This is a genomic window from Streptomyces sp. NP160 (assembly GCF_006335115.1).
Classification (GTDB): domain Bacteria; phylum Actinomycetota; class Actinomycetes; order Actinomycetales; family Quadrisphaeraceae; genus Quadrisphaera.
Map to the genome: position 1 here is coordinate 35,156 of NZ_VDMJ01000050.1, position 17,736 is coordinate 52,891.

16 protein-coding genes and 1 pseudogene are annotated in these 17,736 nt (G+C 66.3%); 9 read left to right on the top strand and 8 right to left on the bottom strand.

Annotation, left to right across the window (positions count from 1 at the left end):
- The first annotated feature begins 90 nt into the window (after positions 1–90).
- Positions 91–963 carry an alpha/beta hydrolase fold domain-containing protein gene (locus tag FHN55_RS20740; RefSeq protein ID WP_257571175.1) on the top strand — a complete coding sequence of 291 codons (873 nt, stop codon included), beginning with the start codon at positions 91–93 and terminating at the stop codon, positions 961–963.
- On the opposite strand, the gene FHN55_RS20745 is transcribed toward FHN55_RS20740, so the two are convergent.
- The 6 genes and pseudogenes from FHN55_RS20745 to FHN55_RS20770 form a co-directional block, all read right to left on the bottom strand.
- Positions 932–1,978, bottom strand: coding sequence for a glycosyltransferase family 2 protein (locus FHN55_RS20745; protein ID WP_218974884.1), 1,047 nt, complete (start codon positions 1,976–1,978; stop codon positions 932–934). The two genes, FHN55_RS20740 and FHN55_RS20745, sit on opposite strands and share 32 nt — an antisense overlap.
- 70 nt (positions 1,979–2,048) lie before the next feature.
- A complete protein-coding gene (locus tag FHN55_RS23350; RefSeq protein ID WP_218974885.1) occupies positions 2,049–2,282 on the bottom strand; it encodes a hypothetical protein in 234 nt (77 codons plus the stop codon).
- A 77-nt stretch (positions 2,283–2,359) separates the two neighbouring features.
- A complete protein-coding gene (locus FHN55_RS22960) occupies positions 2,360–3,160 on the bottom strand; it encodes a hypothetical protein (RefSeq protein ID WP_180357987.1) in 801 nt (266 codons plus the stop codon).
- A 135-nt stretch (positions 3,161–3,295) separates the two neighbouring features.
- On the bottom strand, positions 3,296–3,589 hold the full coding sequence (locus tag FHN55_RS20760; protein WP_139714313.1) for a hypothetical protein: 294 nt from the start codon (positions 3,587–3,589) through the stop codon (positions 3,296–3,298).
- A gap of 44 nt (positions 3,590–3,633) precedes the next feature.
- Positions 3,634–4,521 (bottom strand): polysaccharide deacetylase, encoded by an 888-nt coding sequence (locus FHN55_RS20765; protein WP_139714314.1) that lies wholly within the window; start codon positions 4,519–4,521, stop codon positions 3,634–3,636.
- Positions 4,518–5,072 (bottom strand): annotated as a pseudogene (locus tag FHN55_RS20770) (arginase family protein); the annotation flags it as partial. The pseudogene FHN55_RS20770 and the gene FHN55_RS20765, both read right to left, overlap by 4 nt.
- Positions 5,073–5,508: 436 nt before the next feature.
- Between FHN55_RS20770 and FHN55_RS20775 the strand changes: the two are divergent.
- From FHN55_RS20775 to FHN55_RS20800, 6 genes are all read left to right on the top strand, one after another.
- Positions 5,509–6,447 (top strand): glycosyltransferase family 1 protein, encoded by a 939-nt coding sequence (locus FHN55_RS20775; protein ID WP_257571177.1) that lies wholly within the window; start codon positions 5,509–5,511, stop codon positions 6,445–6,447.
- The gene (locus tag FHN55_RS20780; protein ID WP_139714316.1) at positions 6,447–7,517 is read left to right on the top strand and encodes a polysaccharide pyruvyl transferase family protein; all 1,071 of its coding nucleotides are present in this window, start codon (positions 6,447–6,449) and stop codon (positions 7,515–7,517) included. The genes FHN55_RS20775 and FHN55_RS20780 overlap by 1 nt, the downstream gene beginning before the upstream one ends.
- Before the next feature lies 1 nt (position 7,518).
- The gene (locus tag FHN55_RS20785) at positions 7,519–8,805 is read left to right on the top strand and encodes a hypothetical protein (RefSeq protein ID WP_139714317.1); all 1,287 of its coding nucleotides are present in this window, start codon (positions 7,519–7,521) and stop codon (positions 8,803–8,805) included.
- Positions 8,798–9,904 (top strand): hypothetical protein, encoded by a 1,107-nt coding sequence (locus tag FHN55_RS20790; RefSeq protein WP_139714318.1) that lies wholly within the window; start codon positions 8,798–8,800, stop codon positions 9,902–9,904. The genes FHN55_RS20785 and FHN55_RS20790 overlap by 8 nt, the downstream gene beginning before the upstream one ends.
- Before the next feature lie 799 nt (positions 9,905–10,703).
- The gene (locus FHN55_RS20795; protein ID WP_139714319.1) at positions 10,704–11,873 is read left to right on the top strand and encodes a glycosyltransferase family 4 protein; all 1,170 of its coding nucleotides are present in this window, start codon (positions 10,704–10,706) and stop codon (positions 11,871–11,873) included.
- A gap of 107 nt (positions 11,874–11,980) precedes the next feature.
- Positions 11,981–13,069: a glycosyltransferase gene (locus FHN55_RS20800; protein WP_180357989.1), complete on the top strand. Its 1,089-nt coding sequence runs from the start codon at positions 11,981–11,983 to the stop codon at positions 13,067–13,069.
- A gap of 31 nt (positions 13,070–13,100) precedes the next feature.
- Here FHN55_RS20800 and FHN55_RS20805 read toward each other — a convergent pair whose 3' ends face one another.
- The gene (locus FHN55_RS20805) at positions 13,101–13,343 is read right to left on the bottom strand and encodes a hypothetical protein (protein ID WP_218974887.1); all 243 of its coding nucleotides are present in this window, start codon (positions 13,341–13,343) and stop codon (positions 13,101–13,103) included.
- A gap of 491 nt (positions 13,344–13,834) precedes the next feature.
- Positions 13,835–14,611 carry a DUF3472 domain-containing protein gene (locus FHN55_RS20810; protein WP_139714322.1) on the bottom strand — a complete coding sequence of 259 codons (777 nt, stop codon included), beginning with the start codon at positions 14,609–14,611 and terminating at the stop codon, positions 13,835–13,837.
- Between the two features lie 584 nt (positions 14,612–15,195).
- On the opposite strand from FHN55_RS20810, the gene FHN55_RS20815 reads away from it, so the two are divergent.
- Together FHN55_RS20815 and FHN55_RS20820 are read left to right on the top strand one after the other, a co-directional pair.
- Positions 15,196–16,593 carry a fibronectin type III domain-containing protein gene (locus FHN55_RS20815; protein ID WP_180357990.1) on the top strand — a complete coding sequence of 466 codons (1,398 nt, stop codon included), beginning with the start codon at positions 15,196–15,198 and terminating at the stop codon, positions 16,591–16,593.
- Between the two features lie 85 nt (positions 16,594–16,678).
- Positions 16,679–17,704, top strand: a complete 1,026-nt coding sequence (locus FHN55_RS20820; protein ID WP_139714324.1) for an endonuclease/exonuclease/phosphatase family protein — start codon at positions 16,679–16,681, stop codon at positions 17,702–17,704.
- Positions 17,705–17,736 lie beyond the last annotated feature (32 nt).

The following is a 17,736-nucleotide window of genomic DNA, read 5'->3' on the forward strand; positions in this document are numbered from 1 at the left end:
CGATGCCCCGACACGCCGGCGGCCGCCGTCGCCGGGCCCCTACAGTCCCCCGGGGTGCGCCGGGCGTGCGCACACGTCTGGAGGCCCCCGGTGCTCGGCAGGACCACGACGGCGCTGGCGGCAACGGCCCTCGCGCTCACCACGCTGCTCGGTGCGGCGCCGTCGGCGCTCGCCGCCAGCGGCTACGAGAAGGGGCCGGACCCGACGCGAGCGTCCGTCGAGGCGAAGGCGGGCCCGTTCGCCGTCTCCACCAGCACGGTCTCGCGCACCACGGCGAAGACCTTCGGCGGCGGCACGGTCTACTACCCCACCGACGCGAGCATCGGCACGGTCGGCGCGGTGGCCGTCTCCCCCGGGTACACGGCGCGGCAGTCGAGCGTGGCGTGGCTGGGTCCGCGCATCGCGTCGCAGGGCTTCGTGGTGATCACCATCGACACGCTCAGCGTGTACGACAAGCCCGCCGCCCGCGGTGACCAGCTGCGCGCGGCGCTGCGCTACCTCACCACCTCCAGCGCGGTGAAGGACCGCATCGACCCGACGCGCCTGGCGGTGGCCGGCCACTCCATGGGCGGCGGGGGCGCGCTGGAGGCCGTCAAGGACGACCCGTCCCTCAGGGCCGCCGTGCCGCTGACGCCCTGGAACACCGACACCACGTGGCCGGAGGTCACCACGCCGACGCTCGTCATCGGCGCGCAGAACGACGACGTCGCCCCGCCGTACCGGCACGCGCGGCTCTTCTACGGCTCAGTCCCGAGCAGCACGCCCAAGGAATACCTGGAGCTGCGCGGAGCCAGCCACTACGCGCCCACCAGCGTCAACAGCACCAACCCGACGGTGGCCAGCTACACGATCAGCTGGCTGAAGCGCTTCGTGGACGGCGACACCCGCTACTCGCAGTTCCTCTGCCCCGCCCCGGCGGTGGGGACGACCTTCAACGTCGTCCGGTCGACCTGCCCGTTCTGAGTCCCCTCCTGAGCCGGTCGGCGCGGCGCGGCGCGTAGCGGACCCGCAGCAGCGGCGCGAGCCACGGGCTCGGGCAGAGGAGCACGAGCAGCGACCACGCCGCCACGGCGAGCCTGTCGGCCAGCGGCTCCGGTCCGGGCCACGTGGGTGAGCGCAGCGCGTCCAGCAGCCGCCGCGCCGTCGAGTCACCGGGCAGCCCCGGCAGGTGCGGCGACCGCCGGGACGCGGCGCAGCGGAACTGCAGCAGCTCCCTGCTACGGAACAGCGGCGCCTCGTCCACCGTGCCGTCGCCCGACCCGAGGCCCGCGGCGCGCTGCGCGAAGGCCCAGCGGACCCGGGCCCGCTGCACCTCGCGGGCGAAGCGGGTCGGGTCGCGCAGCAGGGCGCTGTCCTGGGCGTCGTGCTGCCGGTAGCCCACCAGCACGCCGGGCAGGCTCACCACGTCACCGAGCAGCGGTGCGGTGGCCACGCAGGCGGAGTCGAGGAAGTCCCCCGCCTCGGGGCCGGCCGGCAGGATGCGCTCGAGGTACCAGCGGGCGTAGGCGTTGCCGGAGCCGGGCGGCGTGGGGTACGCCGACGTCGTCGTGAGCCAGTGGCGCACCGCAGACGGTTCAGGCACGGGCTCGTAGCGCGGGAAGGGCCTGCCGATCCGGCGGCCGGCGGTGTCGAAGCGCTGCATCTGCAGCTGCACCTTGGTGGTGCGCGGCCCCATGGCCTCGACCACGCGGCGCGCGGCCTGGGGCGGCAGGACGTCGTCGGCGTCGAGGAAGACCACCACGTCACCGGTGGACTCGGCGAAGCCGGCGTTGGCGGCGGGGCGCTGGTCGCCGTGGTCGAGCCTCAGGGCGCGGACGCGGTCCGCGTAGCCGGTCACCACGTCCCAGGAGCCGTCCGTGGAGCCGTTGTCGACGACGACGACCTCCACGTCCGGCCAGTCCAGCGCCAGGGCGCTGTCGACGGCTTCGCCCAGGTAGTGCGCGTAGTCGTAGTTCGTGATCACCACGCTCACCCGCACGGGGCCACTCAAGCAGCACCCGCGGACGTGCGACTCGGTGGACGCAGGCGCGTCCCCCCGAGGGGGTGCCTCAGGAGGCGACGTGGTCGCGGTGGTGCGACGAGCTTCGGTGAGGGGCGTGGTGACGGTCGTGGTGGTGCCGCGCGGTGGTGATGTCGACCACCGGGGCGTGCGCGCCCGGCCTCCGGCGGTGCAGCACCCGCTCGCGCCGGTCCGCCCGCACGACCGTGCCCCCGACGAGCAGCGCGAGCGCGGTGGCGACGGGCAGCCAGGCCACGAGCACAGCGATGAGCCAGATGTCCACGGCTCCAGTGGGGGCCCCGTCGTCTGGATCTCCATGGACGCCGCCTGGGAGTGCCCTGGACGCCGCACAGCCGGCCGTCACGCAGGCACCGCCCAGGTCGCGGGCTGACCCTTGGTGTAGTTCTCGGCCTCGACCGCGCCGCCGGCGATCGCCTCGGCAGGCAGGTCGAAGCAGACCTGGTAGTCGGCGGCGCCGCCCGCCCTCAGGTTGGGCTGCTGGAAGCCCGGCCGGGGGACGGTGGCGGTGCAGCCGGTCCAGGAGTAGTTGCGGGCGTCGGTGCCCAGGAACGCCATCTGCAGCTCGGCCCAGGGGATGCCCTCCCCGGCGCCGTTGTAGACGACGCTGACGTCAGCGAGGACGTAGCGGCCCGTGGGCGGCTTGTTGTAGGGGTTGGCCTCGGCGATGGCCGCGTCGGCGCTGGTGTTCACGGCCGTGATGGTCACCGTGTAGTCGCCGACGGTCGCGCTCTGCCCGTACGCGAGCCCCTCCAGCGCAGCCGCGGGTGCGCTGGAGGACGGCGGAGCAGCCGGTGGCGCCGCGCTCGCGGAGGGCGCGGGCGTCGCTGACGGCGAGGGAGCCGGCGCGCTCGCTGACGGCGCCGGACGGGCTGGGGGCGCGGACGTGCTCACCAGCCGGTCGCCGAGCTGCACCACGTAGACGACGTCCACGACGAGCGCCACCACCAGTGCGAGGGCGCTCGCGGCGACGCCCACCGCGGCGCGCCTGCGGCCGCCGTGCAGGCCGCGCCGGCCCAGCACCAGCGCGAGGACGCCCATCACCACCCCGCCGAGCGCCGCGAGGACGCCGAGCAGGTTCACCAGCGGAACCCAGCACAGGAGCAGCGCGACCACGCCGCACACCAGCGCCGTCAGGGCCATCCACGTCGAGGGGCGTGGCGGCGGCGCTGCCAGCCCAGGTCGCTCCGCTGTGGTGTTCGCGTCCGACACGTCGCCCCCCGGCTCCGGCACGCCGCGCTCGGCAGTGAGCGCGGACAGCAGAACCTAACCCGCTGCTCAAGCGGGGACGGCCAGGGCCAGCACCGCCCCTCCGAGCAGGAGCGCGGGCAGGGCGGCGACGTCGCCGAGCGTGAGCCCGTGCTGGTAGGTGAACTCCACGAGGATCGGCCCCTCCAGAGGGCTGTTGAGCAGCCACCACACCCCGGTGACGACGACGGCGCTCAGCCCCACCCGCCAGGCGCTGTGCGGCACCGGCGCATGCACCAGCGTCAGCAGGCAGGAGAGGGCCAGCAGGGCGAGGGCGAGCCCGACGACCCCAGCGACGAGCAGGGGCAGGCGCAGTCCGGGCATCGGGACATCATGCCCAGGCACCCCGGTGCAGAAGGCGTCCGCGGTCAGACCTGCGGCGGCACCAGCGTCCGCGGCGGCAGCCCGAGCGAGCGGACGTGCTCCGCGATGTCCTCCATCGGCGCCAGCCACACGTCGTCCATGCCGAGCACCCGCTCCAGCAGCCGCTCCAGCTCCAGCGCACGGCCCGGACGCCCCGACAGGAACGGGTGGCAGGTGAGCACCCAGCACCCACCGGCTGCTCGGAGCCCGTCGAGCTCGGCCTCCCACACCGCCCGGGCCACCGCCGGCGCCTCGATGAGCCCGCTCCCCACCAGGCCGGGCAGGTAGGCGAAGCGCTCCCAGTCGTCCAGGGCCCAGTGGATGGGGATCTCGACGACGGACGAGGCCGACGACGCAGACGACGACGCAGACGACGACGCGGCCAGCTCGTACGGACTGTCGCCGTCCATGAGGGAGGAGTCGTAGAGGAAGCCGCGCTCGGCCAGCAGCGAGGCGGTCCGCCACGAGGCGTCCCACATCGGCGCGCGGTACCCGACCGGCCGCACCCCGGCCACCGCCTCCAGCGCCGCCAGCCCGCGGTCGAGCGCGGTGGCCTCCTCCGCCTCGGTCAGCGCCGACGGCTGCTCGTGCAGGTAGCCGTGGTGGCCGACCTCGTGGCCGGCGGCCACCACGTCGCGGACCGCACCGGGGTAGCGCTCGGCGGTCCACCCGGGCACGAAGAATATGAAGCGCACGCGGTGGCGCTCCAGCAGGTCGAGCAGGCGCGGCAGCCCGACCAGCGGCCCGTAGGACTGGTGCGTGATGACGCTCGCGCGGGCGGCCACCTCGGGCTGCTCCCACAGCAGCCCGGACTCGGCGTCGAGGTCGAACGTGAACGACGCCGCGGCCCGCGCGCCGCCCGGCCACGGCAGCGGTGCCGGCAGGCGGCTCACCGGCGTGCCCCCACCCGCAGGGCCAGCGCGGTGACCAGCTCGTAGGCGACGTTGGCAGCGGCGACGGCGGTCACCTCGGCGTGGTCGTAGGCCGGGGAGACCTCCACCACGTCGGCGCCGACCAGGGGCAGGTCGGCGATGCCCCGCAGCACAGCGAGCAGCTCGCGGCTGGTCAGCCCGCCGGCCTCGGGCGTGCCGGTGCCGGGCGCGAAGGCGGGGTCGAGCATGTCGATGTCCACGGAGACGTAGACGGGGTGCTCCCCCACGCGCTGGCGCACCCTCTCGATGATGCCGCGCACGCCGATGTCGTCGACGTCGCGGGCGTGGACGGCGGTGAAGCCGAGCGCGGCGTCGTCCAGGAGGTCGGCGCGGTCGAACAGGGAGCCGCGGATGCCCACGTGGGCGGAGCGGTCCTTGACCAGCAGCCCCTCCTCCGAGGCCCGGCGGAACGGGGTGCCGTGCGTGCAGGGAGCGCCGAAGTAGGTGTCCCAGGTGTCGAGGTGCGCGTCGAGGTGCACCAGCGCCAAGGGGCCGTGACGGCGGGCCAGCGAAGCCACACGGACGATCCGGACGAAGGCGAAGCGAGGCTGGTCGCCGTTCGTGGGTGGGCAGCTTGACCGTCTCGCGCCAGGCCATGCTGCAATTCACGATGACCGGGAGCAGAGTGCGGACTGCAGCTAGCGGCTGACTAGAGCGCCTGCTACACGAGCAGCTCGGCGCCTAGGGTGTGCGAGTCGAATCGCCACCCGCTTCGGAGCACCACGCGCTGCACGCGCCTGACAGAACCAGCGACTCAGTTCTAGCCACATTCCATTGTCCGCTTGGGCCACCTGAACACCAGGACGACGCTCGATATGAGAGACCCTAGGCAGTGCGCAGAAGTCACCATCCGGAGGAGTCACCCCGTTGAGAATCCTACTTCCCGCGAGGATCGTAGAGAGGCATGTCGGTGGAAACACCACCTACTCTCGAGAGCTGAAAACAGGCTTGCTCGCTAGAGGACATGCAGTTGACTCCATTCCAGCGGGTGGCAATCCGATAACAACCCTGCTGCGCGAGACGTTCGCATCGCAGGCTTCCCAGAGCTCAGAAACGGTCCTTCACTTCACCGCGGACACGGGACCTCTTCTAAGGTCGCGATCTCCAGCCGTTGTCACCGTTCATGGAGTGGCTAGCCGTTGGATCAACACAGCGAGGAATCGCCGCCAGGAAGCCGCATGGAGATTCCGCGTACAGAGGGCGATATCCAGCGTCGACCGAATAATCACCGTCTCGAACTCCAGCGCGGAAGACATACTGGCCACATTCAAGGTGCCCCAGTCAGACATCAGCGTCATTCCCCATGGAATATCCCCAGCATTCTTTGAAGCCGGCGCGTCACGCGATACCATGGGCGAAACTAGTGCGCCATTTGCTCTTTACATCGGAAATCTCGAACCCCGCAAGAACCTGATTAACCTGATAGAAGCATTCGCAAAGCCTCCAATGGCCTCCATAGGGGCGAGGCTGGTTATCGCGGGTCGACCCGCTTGGAACTATGCAGAGATACTGAAAGCGCTCGAAGGGGCCGAGAACATAGAGTACCTCGGATTCATTGACAACTCTACCCGCATGTCTCTCCTAAAGAAAGCGCGCCTGTTTGTCTTTCCCTCACTGTATGAAGGCTTCGGCTTTCCGGTTCTGGAGGCTCTCGCAGCCGGGTTACCGGTAGCAACCTCGCGCCGAGGATCGCTCGCGGAAGTGGCCGGCCCGTCATGGGAGCTAAGCGAGTTGAATGCGGATGCCCTAGCGCGGGATCTCAGCCGCGCCTGGCAAGACGAAGATTGGCTGACTGAGTGCTCAGTCGCAGGCCCAGAATGGGCTAGGCAGTACAACTGGGAGACGAGTGTCGAGAAGCATGAATCGGTGTACAGGGAGATCATCTGATGAGAGTGTTAGTTCTTCATGCTTACAGCGCCCACAACAAGGGGGACGGCTTGCTGGTGGACGAAACACTACACCTGATCAAGCAGGCGCTTGGTGAGTCAAATGAGATACATCTAATTGCTTCTGATCCGAGCAGTTTTGCGCATCTCCCGATCGACGGCCTTCACAACTCAAAGCCGAAACACCCCAGAGCTTTGATCGACTACGTCCGCCAGCTGTGGATGATGCGAACCTATGACGTCGTCGTCGCGGTAGGAGGGGGCTACCTTCGTGCGGGTAATTGCATCGAGGCCCTCAAAACGCTAGCCATTCATGGCCCGCAACTCTTGGCCGCAACCGCATCCAGAAGACCAGCCATCTACCTGCCGCAGAGTATCGGCCCCCTACGCGGGCCATCTGGGCCACTTTTCCGGATGCTTCTCAGAAGGACCAGGAAAGTCTTCCTTCGCGACGATGTATCCGTGCGCGAACTCCATCTCCCGAACACTCAAAGAACGAACGACCTGGCCCTCATGGCGCGCCCTTCGAACCATCGCATCGGGCGCCCCCTACACCACAGACCGATCTTGAGTGTTCGCCACATCCGAGGCCGCATCCCTCTGCCGGTCTTGAGACTGGCAGAAAAGCTTGATCAGTTCGATGGATACGTGCAAAGTTCGACTGGAGGGAACGATGACACGCACGCTATGGCGTCCATCAGTCCTCTTGAGACCGTCACCATGACGGAGCTACTTGGACCTGAGCCTTCGGAGCGTCGAGTAGTGATTGCCGTCAGACTGCATGCCGCTCTTATGGCGTTAAATGCTGGACACCTCGTAATCCACCTCGCATATGAAAGAAAGGGATTTGGGGTTTTCGAGGATCTTGGACTTCTGGAGTATGTTCACAAGGTTACAGATTTCGATGTCGACCTGGTGCTACACCAAATAATGGCTTTGACTCACAATGCTGACACGCGATCTTCCTACGAACAAGCAGTAGCCGCCGCGAGACAGCAGGCCATGACTGCACACCAGTCTATTGTCGACGAGCTAGCCCGTGCAGCGGCGACTACGCCCATGGGCGTCTGACATGAAGACTTTGGCTAGAAAGACTCTCGCCCACACGCTGCGCCAGAACAACGCAACAGTGCTGGCTTGGTACCTTTCCGCTGGTTTTATTTTCATAGTTGCCAACCTGGCAATCCTCTTGCTTCTGAGGTTCGTGCCGCCGGAGGACATCCGCCAGGCGACCGGGGGCTTAGCGCCGCCCGATCGAGCATTCCAGCAGCAGCTCTGGTTCTTGTGGGTCGTCGCGGCCATTGCTTGGCTTTTCTCTCAGAACCTGAAGGCATCGAACGGCCAGAGATCCCCCACTTCAGACTCATATCAGCTGTATCGCGCTGGCATCGCCGTGGCAGCCATAGGCGTCGCATCCTATCTCGCATGGGCTGGGATCGCTATTACGCGCGGGTACTCGCCCGGACTTCTGTTGTCAGTTTTGCAGGGTAACCCGGCGGCACTTGCCGCTTCACGAGAATACCTCCGACCGGTCGCTGGAATCACCAGTGTGGTCGCGTTTTCGGTGCCAGGCATCTGTGCGGCTATAGCCTCTCGCCAACCCATTAGCCGTTGGGGCCGCTGGCTCATAGCAATAACTCTTGCAGGAGCCGTTGCCAGAACTTTTCTGAATGCCGAGCGACTGGCTCTGGAGGAATTTATGCTTCCCGTGCTGGTTGCCATCGCCTTCCGTGACCGGGAGAAGGTAAGCCAGCGCATCCGGTCGGTACTCGTTATAGCTCCGTTTTTTACTGTTCTTTTGTTCGCTGCAGGAGAAGCGCTACGGCCGAGCTATACATCTCGATCGGGCGAAGTGGGATTTACGAGTTATATATATGACCGACTCCTCGGCTACTACCTCTCTGCTCAGGTCAACGGGGAACCGTACGCCAGATTGATACCGCATGTTCCAGCTCCAAATTTCACCGCCGACGCAATCTGGAACGCTCCGCTCATCGGCTCATTTGTGACCCCAGCCTCGACCTTCGGATTTGACTCGCGAGAAAGATTTGCCATCGCCTTGGGTAGGTACTTGAATCCAGAACTAAATACCGTCGCACTACTTCCCAGTATATTGGCCGAGTGGGGCATCTGGTTAGCAGTTCCGGTAGTCCTTTTGTGCACTATAGGCCTGACGGTGGCCTCCAAGCGCTGCAGTCCTGACCACCCGGCCTCTGCGGCCGCATACGGATTCCTCTTGATTGCTGCACTGGAGTCCGCCCGTTACCCGTATCTCGCTCAATCAAGGTTCTGGCTCGCTATTTTAGGCTGCCTAATTGTGATCGCAATTTCAAGACGGATCAAGGCAACTGGTGCCTAGCCTGATCAACCGTGCCCTTGGTCACGGTCTCCTCATCGTCAGCTCTGGCGTTTCGGCAATCCTTCCTTTGGCGCTGCTCAGGTCCATAGACCGCCTCTACGGTGTCGAGATTGGTGCGGCAGCATCAGTGTCGCTGACGGTCGCCGCCTTTGTCTCGCAGATTGGGGTTGCATATTGGCTGGAGTCTCGAATCCTGGGGCAAACAGCAATTGACTTAGGCATCAGCCCGGTAATTGTCACGATAGGCCTTGGTGGATGCGTATTGTGGCCGCTGGGTGCCGCCTCCCCATCCGTTGGGTTGTGGCTTGCCGTACCCGCGCTTGCTGCGCTCGAGGCGACTAGGGCGATCGGCATCTATAGGGGCAGATCACCCTGGGAGCTAATCGCGACGGTGATCCTCCTCATGCTCTGCATCACGGTCCTCTGCATGCCGCATCAGCTCATTATCTGGATGGCAACGCCGTTAGCTGTCGCCGTTGTAATTTGTCTTCGCCGCTACTCGAGTCGCGGCGGTTTGATGCCTTCACCCAGGCGAGGGGCTGGTTGGGTACTGGCTGAGACTGCCTCGACTGGGATCGTGCAACCCCTGGTGAGCGTCGTGATTCTGGGTGCCATGGGAGCGTCTGCAGCACTCGCCTATCGCTATCTTCTGAGCCTCATCAATCTGTTCTCTCCATTCCTTGCCGTCATACGAATCCGACTGATGCGCAGCCACTCAGATTTCGAGATTGTCGTGACTGGAGTGGCGGTGACCTTTATCTCGGGAACGCTTATCATTCCAGAAGTGTTTCATCTGTGGAGTTTCTTCTTTGGGGAAGTTTGGAACGAGGTTGGCATATGGAGCCTGGCTGTGGCCTGTGTTTGGAAGTTCGCCAGCCTGGTGTCAACAATCCCGTTCGCAAGCCTCCGTAGGCTGGGCCGTGCCCGCGAGGTATTTATTCTGCGCGTTGTATCGAGCGTCATCTATCTGGGGCTGGCTGCGCTTGCGGCTGGCCTGGGAGGCAGCATTTTCTTGGTGATCGCTGCTTACGCCCTGGCAGAGGCTGCAACAAGTATCATCTACGGGAGGTTTGCGTGGGTCCAAAAATCGCAGTCGTGACAAGCACGATCGGCAGAGCCGCGGCGTTGAGGACTCTGGTAGAAACGATACCGCCGGGGGTGACGATTAGCATCGCCTGGCAGGGCCGTGACTCAGCTGATGCATCCTTGCGAGCGCTACTCGATCAACGAGGTGCTTCTGTAACCCCAAGCTCCGGTGGGGTCAGCCGCGGGCGCAACGAGGCCTTCGCTCAGATTGAGACCGACGTGAGCCACGTAGTATTCCCCAATGATGACACTTACTACCCAGCGGACTTTTTTGAGAAGCTGCAGGCTGAATTGGAGAGCCGCCCAACTGACCTTGGATTATTCCCTGTTTTGCACACCAATGGGCCGAATCAAGAAGTAGTGCCCAGGGCCGGGCTGTCTACATGGGGGGACGCGAAGGGTTCGGTAGTACGTCGAGTTCTACAGACTGCACACGAGCCCGGCATGTTAGCAAGTCGAAAGTTGTACGAGCGCCTTTCGGGATTCAACGAATCACTCGGTGTCGGTTCGGCCACGCCGTATCAGAGTGGTGAAGGAGCGGACTTCGTCCTCCGTGCGATAGGCTGCGGCGTCAAAGTCTCTGACCTATCTGGAGTCCTTTACGCTTTGGAATCCCCACAGGAGCGCGACCAAGACTTGCGTCGGAAACGACTTCGTTATGATGTGGGCACCGCGCACATGCTAGGTATCCACCACCAATCGTCTGGCGTCAAAAGGACGACAGCTCGCTTTCTTGTGGCGAATCTAGTTCGCGGTCGAAGCCTTCGGGCGACTCTCCGGGTGCTGAGCGCGTTCCGAGCCGGTTGGTCTCGATGAAGATTGCGATTGTTCCTTCAACTCCCTTCTGGGAGGATCATTTCGGTCGACTCGCTCTATCTGAGTCCGATCTGGCAGACGGGATCTACCGCGGCACCTGGATTACCAGTTATGCGCGTTCACTGACAGCTTCGGGCCACGAGGTGACGCTTCTCGTTCCCTCGCGCGTGCGCGCCTCGCGGGTTGAAGGCGTCCTGATGACAGTGGCCCTCGTGAAAGCCCAACGCTGGGCGGCGATTGTCCCTCGACGCTGCTCTCGCGGCCCGCTCCGGGATATTGTCTCGCTGTTATCGTCGTTCTGCCTTTTCGAAGAACTGCGGCGACATGATCTGATTTACGTCCAGGAGTATAATACTGGACGTTTTGCCCTCCTCTCTAGAAAGCTTGGACGCCGAAAGCTGCCTCCAATGATTGCGGCACATCACGGCGGCAGCATCGAACGCACCTACAAGTGGGTGATGGCAGTGGCCGATTACCCAGCCTGTTCACTATTTACGACGCTGACGGAACGTGAACTTCGGTCACTGCACAAACTGACTAGTGTCGAAGAGAGAAAAATTCGGTTGCTCAGCAATCCGGTGGATGATCGTTGGTTCAAGCTTGACGGCAGTCCTGATGCGCGGACCATTTTGTGGATGGGTCGCATGGAGGATCGCGCGAAGAACCTTTCCTTCTTGCTAGATATGGTCGAAAACGTCGTTGCGGGAGGCGTTGAAGTTCGCCTGCTGCTCGCTGGCGGGGGTGGGGACGCTGATGCAATCCGCGATCGCGTAAACCAGTCTCCCACATTGCGGAAGAGTGTTGAGATGCACGGACGCTTGGACAGTGTTAGTGATCTTCTGCAAGTGGCCAAAAAGGCCAGCATCTTAGTACTTCCAAGTCGAGTAGAGGGCTTTCCTCTGGTCGTCGCCGAAATGCTCTGCGGCGGGCGCGGACTCCTTCTCTCCCGTTTGCCATACGTTGATTCTGAACTTCAGGGCCTCGCGGGAGTAAGTGTTTTTGAGCAAGGGGATCTGCCGGGCGCCACTGCGGCGCTGGAGAGAGCGGTCACTGAGGGACTCAGCCCGGATGAGTCAACCGTACTTTGGGCTCGCGCGCGGTTCTCGCCCGAGAGCTTCCACTCGGATTTGGCGGCAATAGTCGTGGAGGCTGCAGCAGTGGACTAGAAAGGCAGGAGCTTGTTGGAAGCCCGCCCCTGCGATCCAGTAGCCACGTATACTGAGGGGGATCGATGTCCGGTAAGTCCAAACTGAGAGACAGGCTGGTTCCACCGGTGAGCACCGACTCCGGCACTAGGCCCATAGAAGGCGAGCGCCCAATCGTGTTGCACGTTGTGGAGGCCCTCGGTGGCGGAGTGATGGTTGCCCTCAGGGACTACATCGTAAACACACAAGATGCTTACGACCACGTCATCCTGGGGGCGCACCGGGATGGGCACGACACCGGTGACCTCGACGAGTTCTCCGTTTTGCGACTGCGCGCCGGCAAGTCTCCACTTGGCATGATTCGTCAGCTACGCCAGGTAGTAGATCAAATGCAGCCGGACCTTATCCATCTCCATTCATCCTGGGCTGGACTGGTAGGAAGGCTTGCCTTTTTTAAGAGGTCAAACATTCTCTACACGCCACATTGCTATGCCTTCGAGCGCCTCGACTACCTCAAGCCCGCCAGGGTCGTCTTTTGGATCGTTGAGGCTCTGCTGGCATTTCGCACTCGATGCGTGATAGCCGTGAGTCCACGCGAGGCTAATCTCGCGAGAAGTTTGCCCGGTAGTCGCAGTGTCTATTATGTGCCCAATACTGCAATCTTTTCGGAGCCAGATCTAGCAAGAAATGAAAACTCGAGAATCACGATCGTGGCGGCTGGGAGAGTGATGCGACAGAAGGGTCCTCGGTGGTATTCCCAGTATGCGCGTCACCTCGCAAATGCTTCAGCAGACATATCTCTCCTCTGGCTGGGTGGTGGTGAGCCCGAGTTGGAGTCGGAACTCTCTGCCGCAGGTGTCCAAGTGTCTGGATGGATCTCGCGCGCAGAGTTAGTCGAACGGCTCTCTACGGCGGACTTATACGTTCACTCCGCGGCTTGGGAAGGCGCGCCTCTTCTCCTTTTAGAAGCCGCGAGTATGGGTGTCCCTGTCATCGCCAGGGACATCCCAGCTCTTCGCAGTCTCGGAGTGACACACCTGTTCACCGATCCTGTGGAAGCAGCCACATTCACGGCGAAGGCAATTGAGGCCAACTCGATGGTGGGCCTGATCGATGATTCGCATCGGATCACAAAGCGTCATGCACCGGCCAAGCAGCGGGAAGCGTTGCTGGCGGCGTACAAATTTTGCGTCGATACCACGTCGAAGGACACATGACGCGCAGGTGGAAGTCTGTAGTTGACCGCCCTCAAAAGCAGGGGTTGTCCCTCTTTGGGGGCATGCTCAGCCTGACGCAGACTTTCGATGTGGCCGCCACCACCTCGGCGACGAACCCCCGGACGAGCGCGACGCCCCGAGCGCGGGCCTCCAGCGCATCGACCGTGCGCCCGGGGCTGTCGACGTCGTCGGACACCACCACCGCCACCACCGAGCGCCCCTGGGCGGCAGCGGCCCGCATGGCCTCAAGCGCTCCCTCGAGCCGTCCCATCACCAAGGCCCCCTCGCCTCCGGCGCACCGGCGAGCGCGTTTTCGATCCCCGACATAAGCAGCCGTGCGTCGAGCACTGTCAGCCCCCACGGGGATGGCGTGCCTCTTACGTCCGGTGGGAGCCTCAAGTTCGTCGGCTCCTCGGCGTCATCGACCTGCTTCACTGGTCCCCGTCGGCCGGCGCCCTCCGCGCCCCGGGCCGGGACGGCGCTGAGGCGGTGGAACGCACCGGTTCCAGATTTTCCCGCGCAAGGGCAGGGCTGCCCTTGCGCCGAGGCCCGGGTGTGCGCGCCGCGGCGTCGCGCGCGCATGGTGCGGCCTGCTGAGAGCGGCGCCGTGCTCGACCGCCCGCGCTACCAGCCATCCCCCTCGGAGTTGCGGCTGGGGCTGGACCGCCAGACCCCCGTGCCGCGCGCACCAGGTGGACGTGGCCAGGATGACGGCGGTCGTCCGGGTGCCCCGGACGACCGCCGTCAATGGTCCTGCAAGCTGCGTCACGCGCCGGAGGAGCCACCCAGCACCACCCGCACGCTCTTGACCCCCGACGTGGTCACGGGCGTCGCGCTGCCACCGGTGCACGCGCCCTTGTCGCCGGCCTGCTTCACGTAGGTGCCGCGCTGGGCGTACCCGCCGCTGCCGTCGCTGTCGAAGCTCGGGCGGTTCCAGGTCACCGACGACTGCGGCACCGTGCTGCACGTCTTCTGCGTGCCGAAGTACTCCGCGAAGTTCTGCGCGCCGGTGATCGCGGTGGCCTCCGGCGCCACCCGCAGGGAGCCGATGAAGGTCTCCTTGCCGGTCTTGCGGTTCAGCAGCCAGGCGCCCCACCACTGGCCGTCAGCATCGGCGTCGAGCTGCCACACGCGCAGTCGGTAGCTGGTCCCCGTGGTGATCGTGTAGGGCAGGCGGCAGCTCAGCCCCGATCCCTCCCCGTCGAAGGCGCCGCAGGACGGCCCGGACGCGGCGGTGGCGTTCCACAGCGAGAAGATGGCGGTGTCCCCCGTGGTGCCGTTGAAGCGGTTGCCGTTGGTCTGCAGGCCCGTGTACCCGCCGTCGGGGGCGGCCGTCCAGTTCCACGCTAGCGCCCAGTACGTGGCCGTCGCGCGCTTGTTGACGGTCATCACCTGGTCGACGTTGTAGAAGCCGGCGTCCGAGCCGGGCACCGACCAGTGCGTGTAGTAGTAGGCGTTCTGGTGCTGCGCAGCCGCTGCCGGGGACGCCCCGAGCAGGAGGGCCAGCACGGCCAGGGCGGCGACGGAGGCGCGCTTGATCACAGCCGGATCCTGGCTACCGGCCGAGCGGTCTTGAAGTCCCCCCGGGAGGCTCACCGGTGTCAGCCGCGTCCCCTGTTGAGGGTCGTTGACGATCACCACCGGCCACGCCACCCTCGCCTCGAGACCCCGGCACGAGCCGGTGCGGTCCCGACGCCGGGTGCGAGCTCCCTGGCACCGACCCCGTCGTGCACCCCTTACCCACTCGCCACCGCTCGTCGCGAGCACCTTCCCCCGAGGGCACCCATGCGCCACTGGCTCCGCTCTGCCCTGGCCACCTCGCTGGCCGCGGCCACCGCCGTGGTCGGACTGGCGGTCGCGCCCGCCACCGCCGCGACGAGCACCGCCTCGTCGTCGCCCGCGCTGCACCCCGGGGGTGCGCTCGTGGCCCCGACGAAGCAGGCGCCGCGCCTGCCGACCAACGCCCGGGTGGTGCTTCCGGAGAGCGTGGACCTGACGTCGTGGGCGATGCCCGTCGCTGACCAGGGTGCGGTCAACTCCTGCGTCGCCTGGGCGATCGGCTACGGCCTGCAGGGCTGGGAGCCAACCGCGCCGGCCGCGAGCCCAGCAGCTCCGCCCCGATGCACATGTACTCACAGATCCACATCGGCGGCGGCGACTACGGCGCCTACCCCTGCCAGGGTGCGCAGCTCCTGGTCGACCAGGGCATCGACGCCCAGGCCCACTACACGCACGGGGACTACGACTGGCAGACGCAGCCCACCGCCTCCGAGCGGACCGACGCGGAGCTCTTCCAGGCCACCAGCTGGGCCAACCTCTACGACGGCGTGCCCGGCGAGGACGCGGTCACCAGCATCAAGTCGGTGCTGGCCTCCCAGCACCCCGTGGCCCTGCTCTTCCCCATCTGCCCGGCCTTCGACGCCCTCTCGGCCACGGACGACCGCCTTTCGGCCTCAGAGGTCCGGGGCGCGAGCGACCGCGGCAACCACGAGGTCCAGGTGCTCGGCTACGACTCCACCGGCGTGCTCATCCAGAACAGCTGGGGCACGTACTGGGGGAACAAGGGTCGGGCGTGGCTCGACTGGGACTTCGTCACCCAGTACAGCCTCGGCGCCGTGACGCTGGGCAGCATCGAGCCGCCGGTGACGCAGACCGCCCCGAGCGCCCCCACGTCGGTGGTCGCCTCCCGCCCAGGCGCGAGCACCGCGACCCTCACCTGGAAGGCGCCTGCCAGCAACGGCGGGTCGGCCATCACCGGGTACAAGGTGAGCCGCAACGGCGTGGACGCCTCCGGGAAGGGCGCCTGGTCCACCACGGTATCGGCGACGACGACGTCGTTCACCTTCTCCAACCTCGTCGCCACCTCCGGCTACACGCTCTCCGTGCGCGCCATCAACGCGATCGGCACGGGCACGGCGGCCTCCGCCACGGTGGCTGCCGCCCCGAGCACCCCGTCTACGGCGACGTCAGTGACCGGCTCCACCGCGACGAGCACCGCCACCCTGGCCTGGGCGGCTCCGGTCAGTGATGGCGGCTCAGAGGTCACCGGCTACCGCGTCTCCCGCAACGGGACGAGCGCCAGCGGCAGCGGGGCGTGGTCCACCACCAAGAGCGCCACCACCACGAGCCAGACCTTCACCGACCTCCTGCAGGCCACCACCTACAACCTCTCGGTGGCCGCGGTGAACGCCAACGGCACCGGCCCGACGACCACCGTGACCGTCACGACGAAGGGCACCAGCGTCCCGCAGTCCGTGAAGGCGACCACCTCCGGGACCACCGCGACGCTCACGTGGACTCCCCCGGCGACCACCGCTTCGTCCGTCACGGGGTACTCGGTGGGCCGCAACGGCTACGACAGCAGGGGCAACGGTCCCTGGTCGACCACCAAGTCCTCCTCCTCGAGGTCGCAGACCTTCACCAACCTCAAGCCCGGCAGCACCTACCGGCTCTCGGTGGCAGCGGTGACGAGCGCGGGCAAGGGGAACGTGGCCACGGTGACGGTCACCATCCCGAGCTCGTGAGGCACCGCGGGCCGGAGTCCTGCGGTCGAACCTGATCGGAGGACACCGGCGCCGCTCCGCTGGGGCGGGTGGCACGATCTCGCCGGTGCGACGAGCGACCACGTGGGCCCGCGCCCTCGCCGTCCTCATCGCCGCGTCAGGAGCGGTGCTATTCCTGGCGCCGATGCTCGGGTGGGAGCGCTGGCACCTCGTCGCCGCGACGCTGCCGGCGCGCAGCGGACTGACCACCGCCGCCGTCGTCGGCCTGCTCCTCACCGCCGGGGCCAGCGTGAGACGCAGCTGGCGCGCCCCCGCGATCCCGCTGGCGGCGTCCCTGGCGCTGGTGACCGCCCTGCACGCCCCCGTGGTGATCGCCCGCGGCACCACCACCGAGCCCGTCGCCGCCCCCGCCCCCGGACAGCTGCGCGTGCTGGAGTGGAACACCAACGGAGCCCTGGTCACCCCCGACGTCGTGGCCCAGCTCGCCCAGGAGCAGCAGGCCGACGTCGTCGTCCTGCCCCAGCGAGCCCTCAAGGACGGCAACTGGGGATTCCGCCGGGCCTTCAACCGCGCCGGCTACCCCATGAAGCGCGCCAGCGCCGGGGACTACCGCGCCCAGGTGTCCGTGTGGATGACCGCTGACCTCGCCCCCCACTACCGCTACGCCTACGGACCCGACCCCGAGAAGTCGGTCGCCCTGATCCCCGTGCCCGCCGGAGACCCCGACGCCGTCGGGCTGCCCGCCATCCTCGCCCTGCACGCCCCCTGGCCCGTCGGCTCGACCATGGACGCCTGGCGCCGGGACCTGGACTGGGTCACCGACCTGTGCTCCACCGGCTCCCCCGTGGTGGTGGCCGGAGACTTCAACGCCAGCATCGACGACTTCGGCGGGGCCACCCTCGGCAACTGCATCGACGCCGCCTGGCAGCGCGACGGCGCCAGCGTGGGCACCTGGTCCACCCGGCTGCCCACGCTGCTGGCCATGCCCATCGACCACGTGCTGCTCACCCCCAGCGCCGGGGAGGTGGCCAGCTTCACCGTCCTGACGGACCAGGACGGCTCCGGCGCCCGCCACCGACCGGTCATGGCCGTCATCACGCTCTCCGCGACGGCGCAGGCCGCCACCGGCTGAGCCTTCCTCACCGCACCACGGCTCGGGACGCG

Coding starts and splice junctions, on each gene's coding strand:
- FHN55_RS20785 (WP_139714317.1), top strand. CDS start 7,519: ATGAAGACTTTGGCTAGAAAGACTCTCGCCCACACGCTGCGCCAGAAC.
- FHN55_RS20795 (WP_139714319.1), top strand. CDS start 10,704: ATGAAGATTGCGATTGTTCCTTCAACTCCCTTCTGGGAGGATCATTTC.
- FHN55_RS20780 (WP_139714316.1), top strand. CDS start 6,447: ATGAGAGTGTTAGTTCTTCATGCTTACAGCGCCCACAACAAGGGGGAC.
- FHN55_RS22960 (WP_180357987.1), bottom strand. CDS start 3,160: ATGGCCCTGACGGCGCTGGTGTGCGGCGTGGTCGCGCTGCTCCTGTGC.
- FHN55_RS20815 (WP_180357990.1), top strand. CDS start 15,196: ATGTACTCACAGATCCACATCGGCGGCGGCGACTACGGCGCCTACCCC.
- FHN55_RS20760 (WP_139714313.1), bottom strand. CDS start 3,589: ATGCCCGGACTGCGCCTGCCCCTGCTCGTCGCTGGGGTCGTCGGGCTC.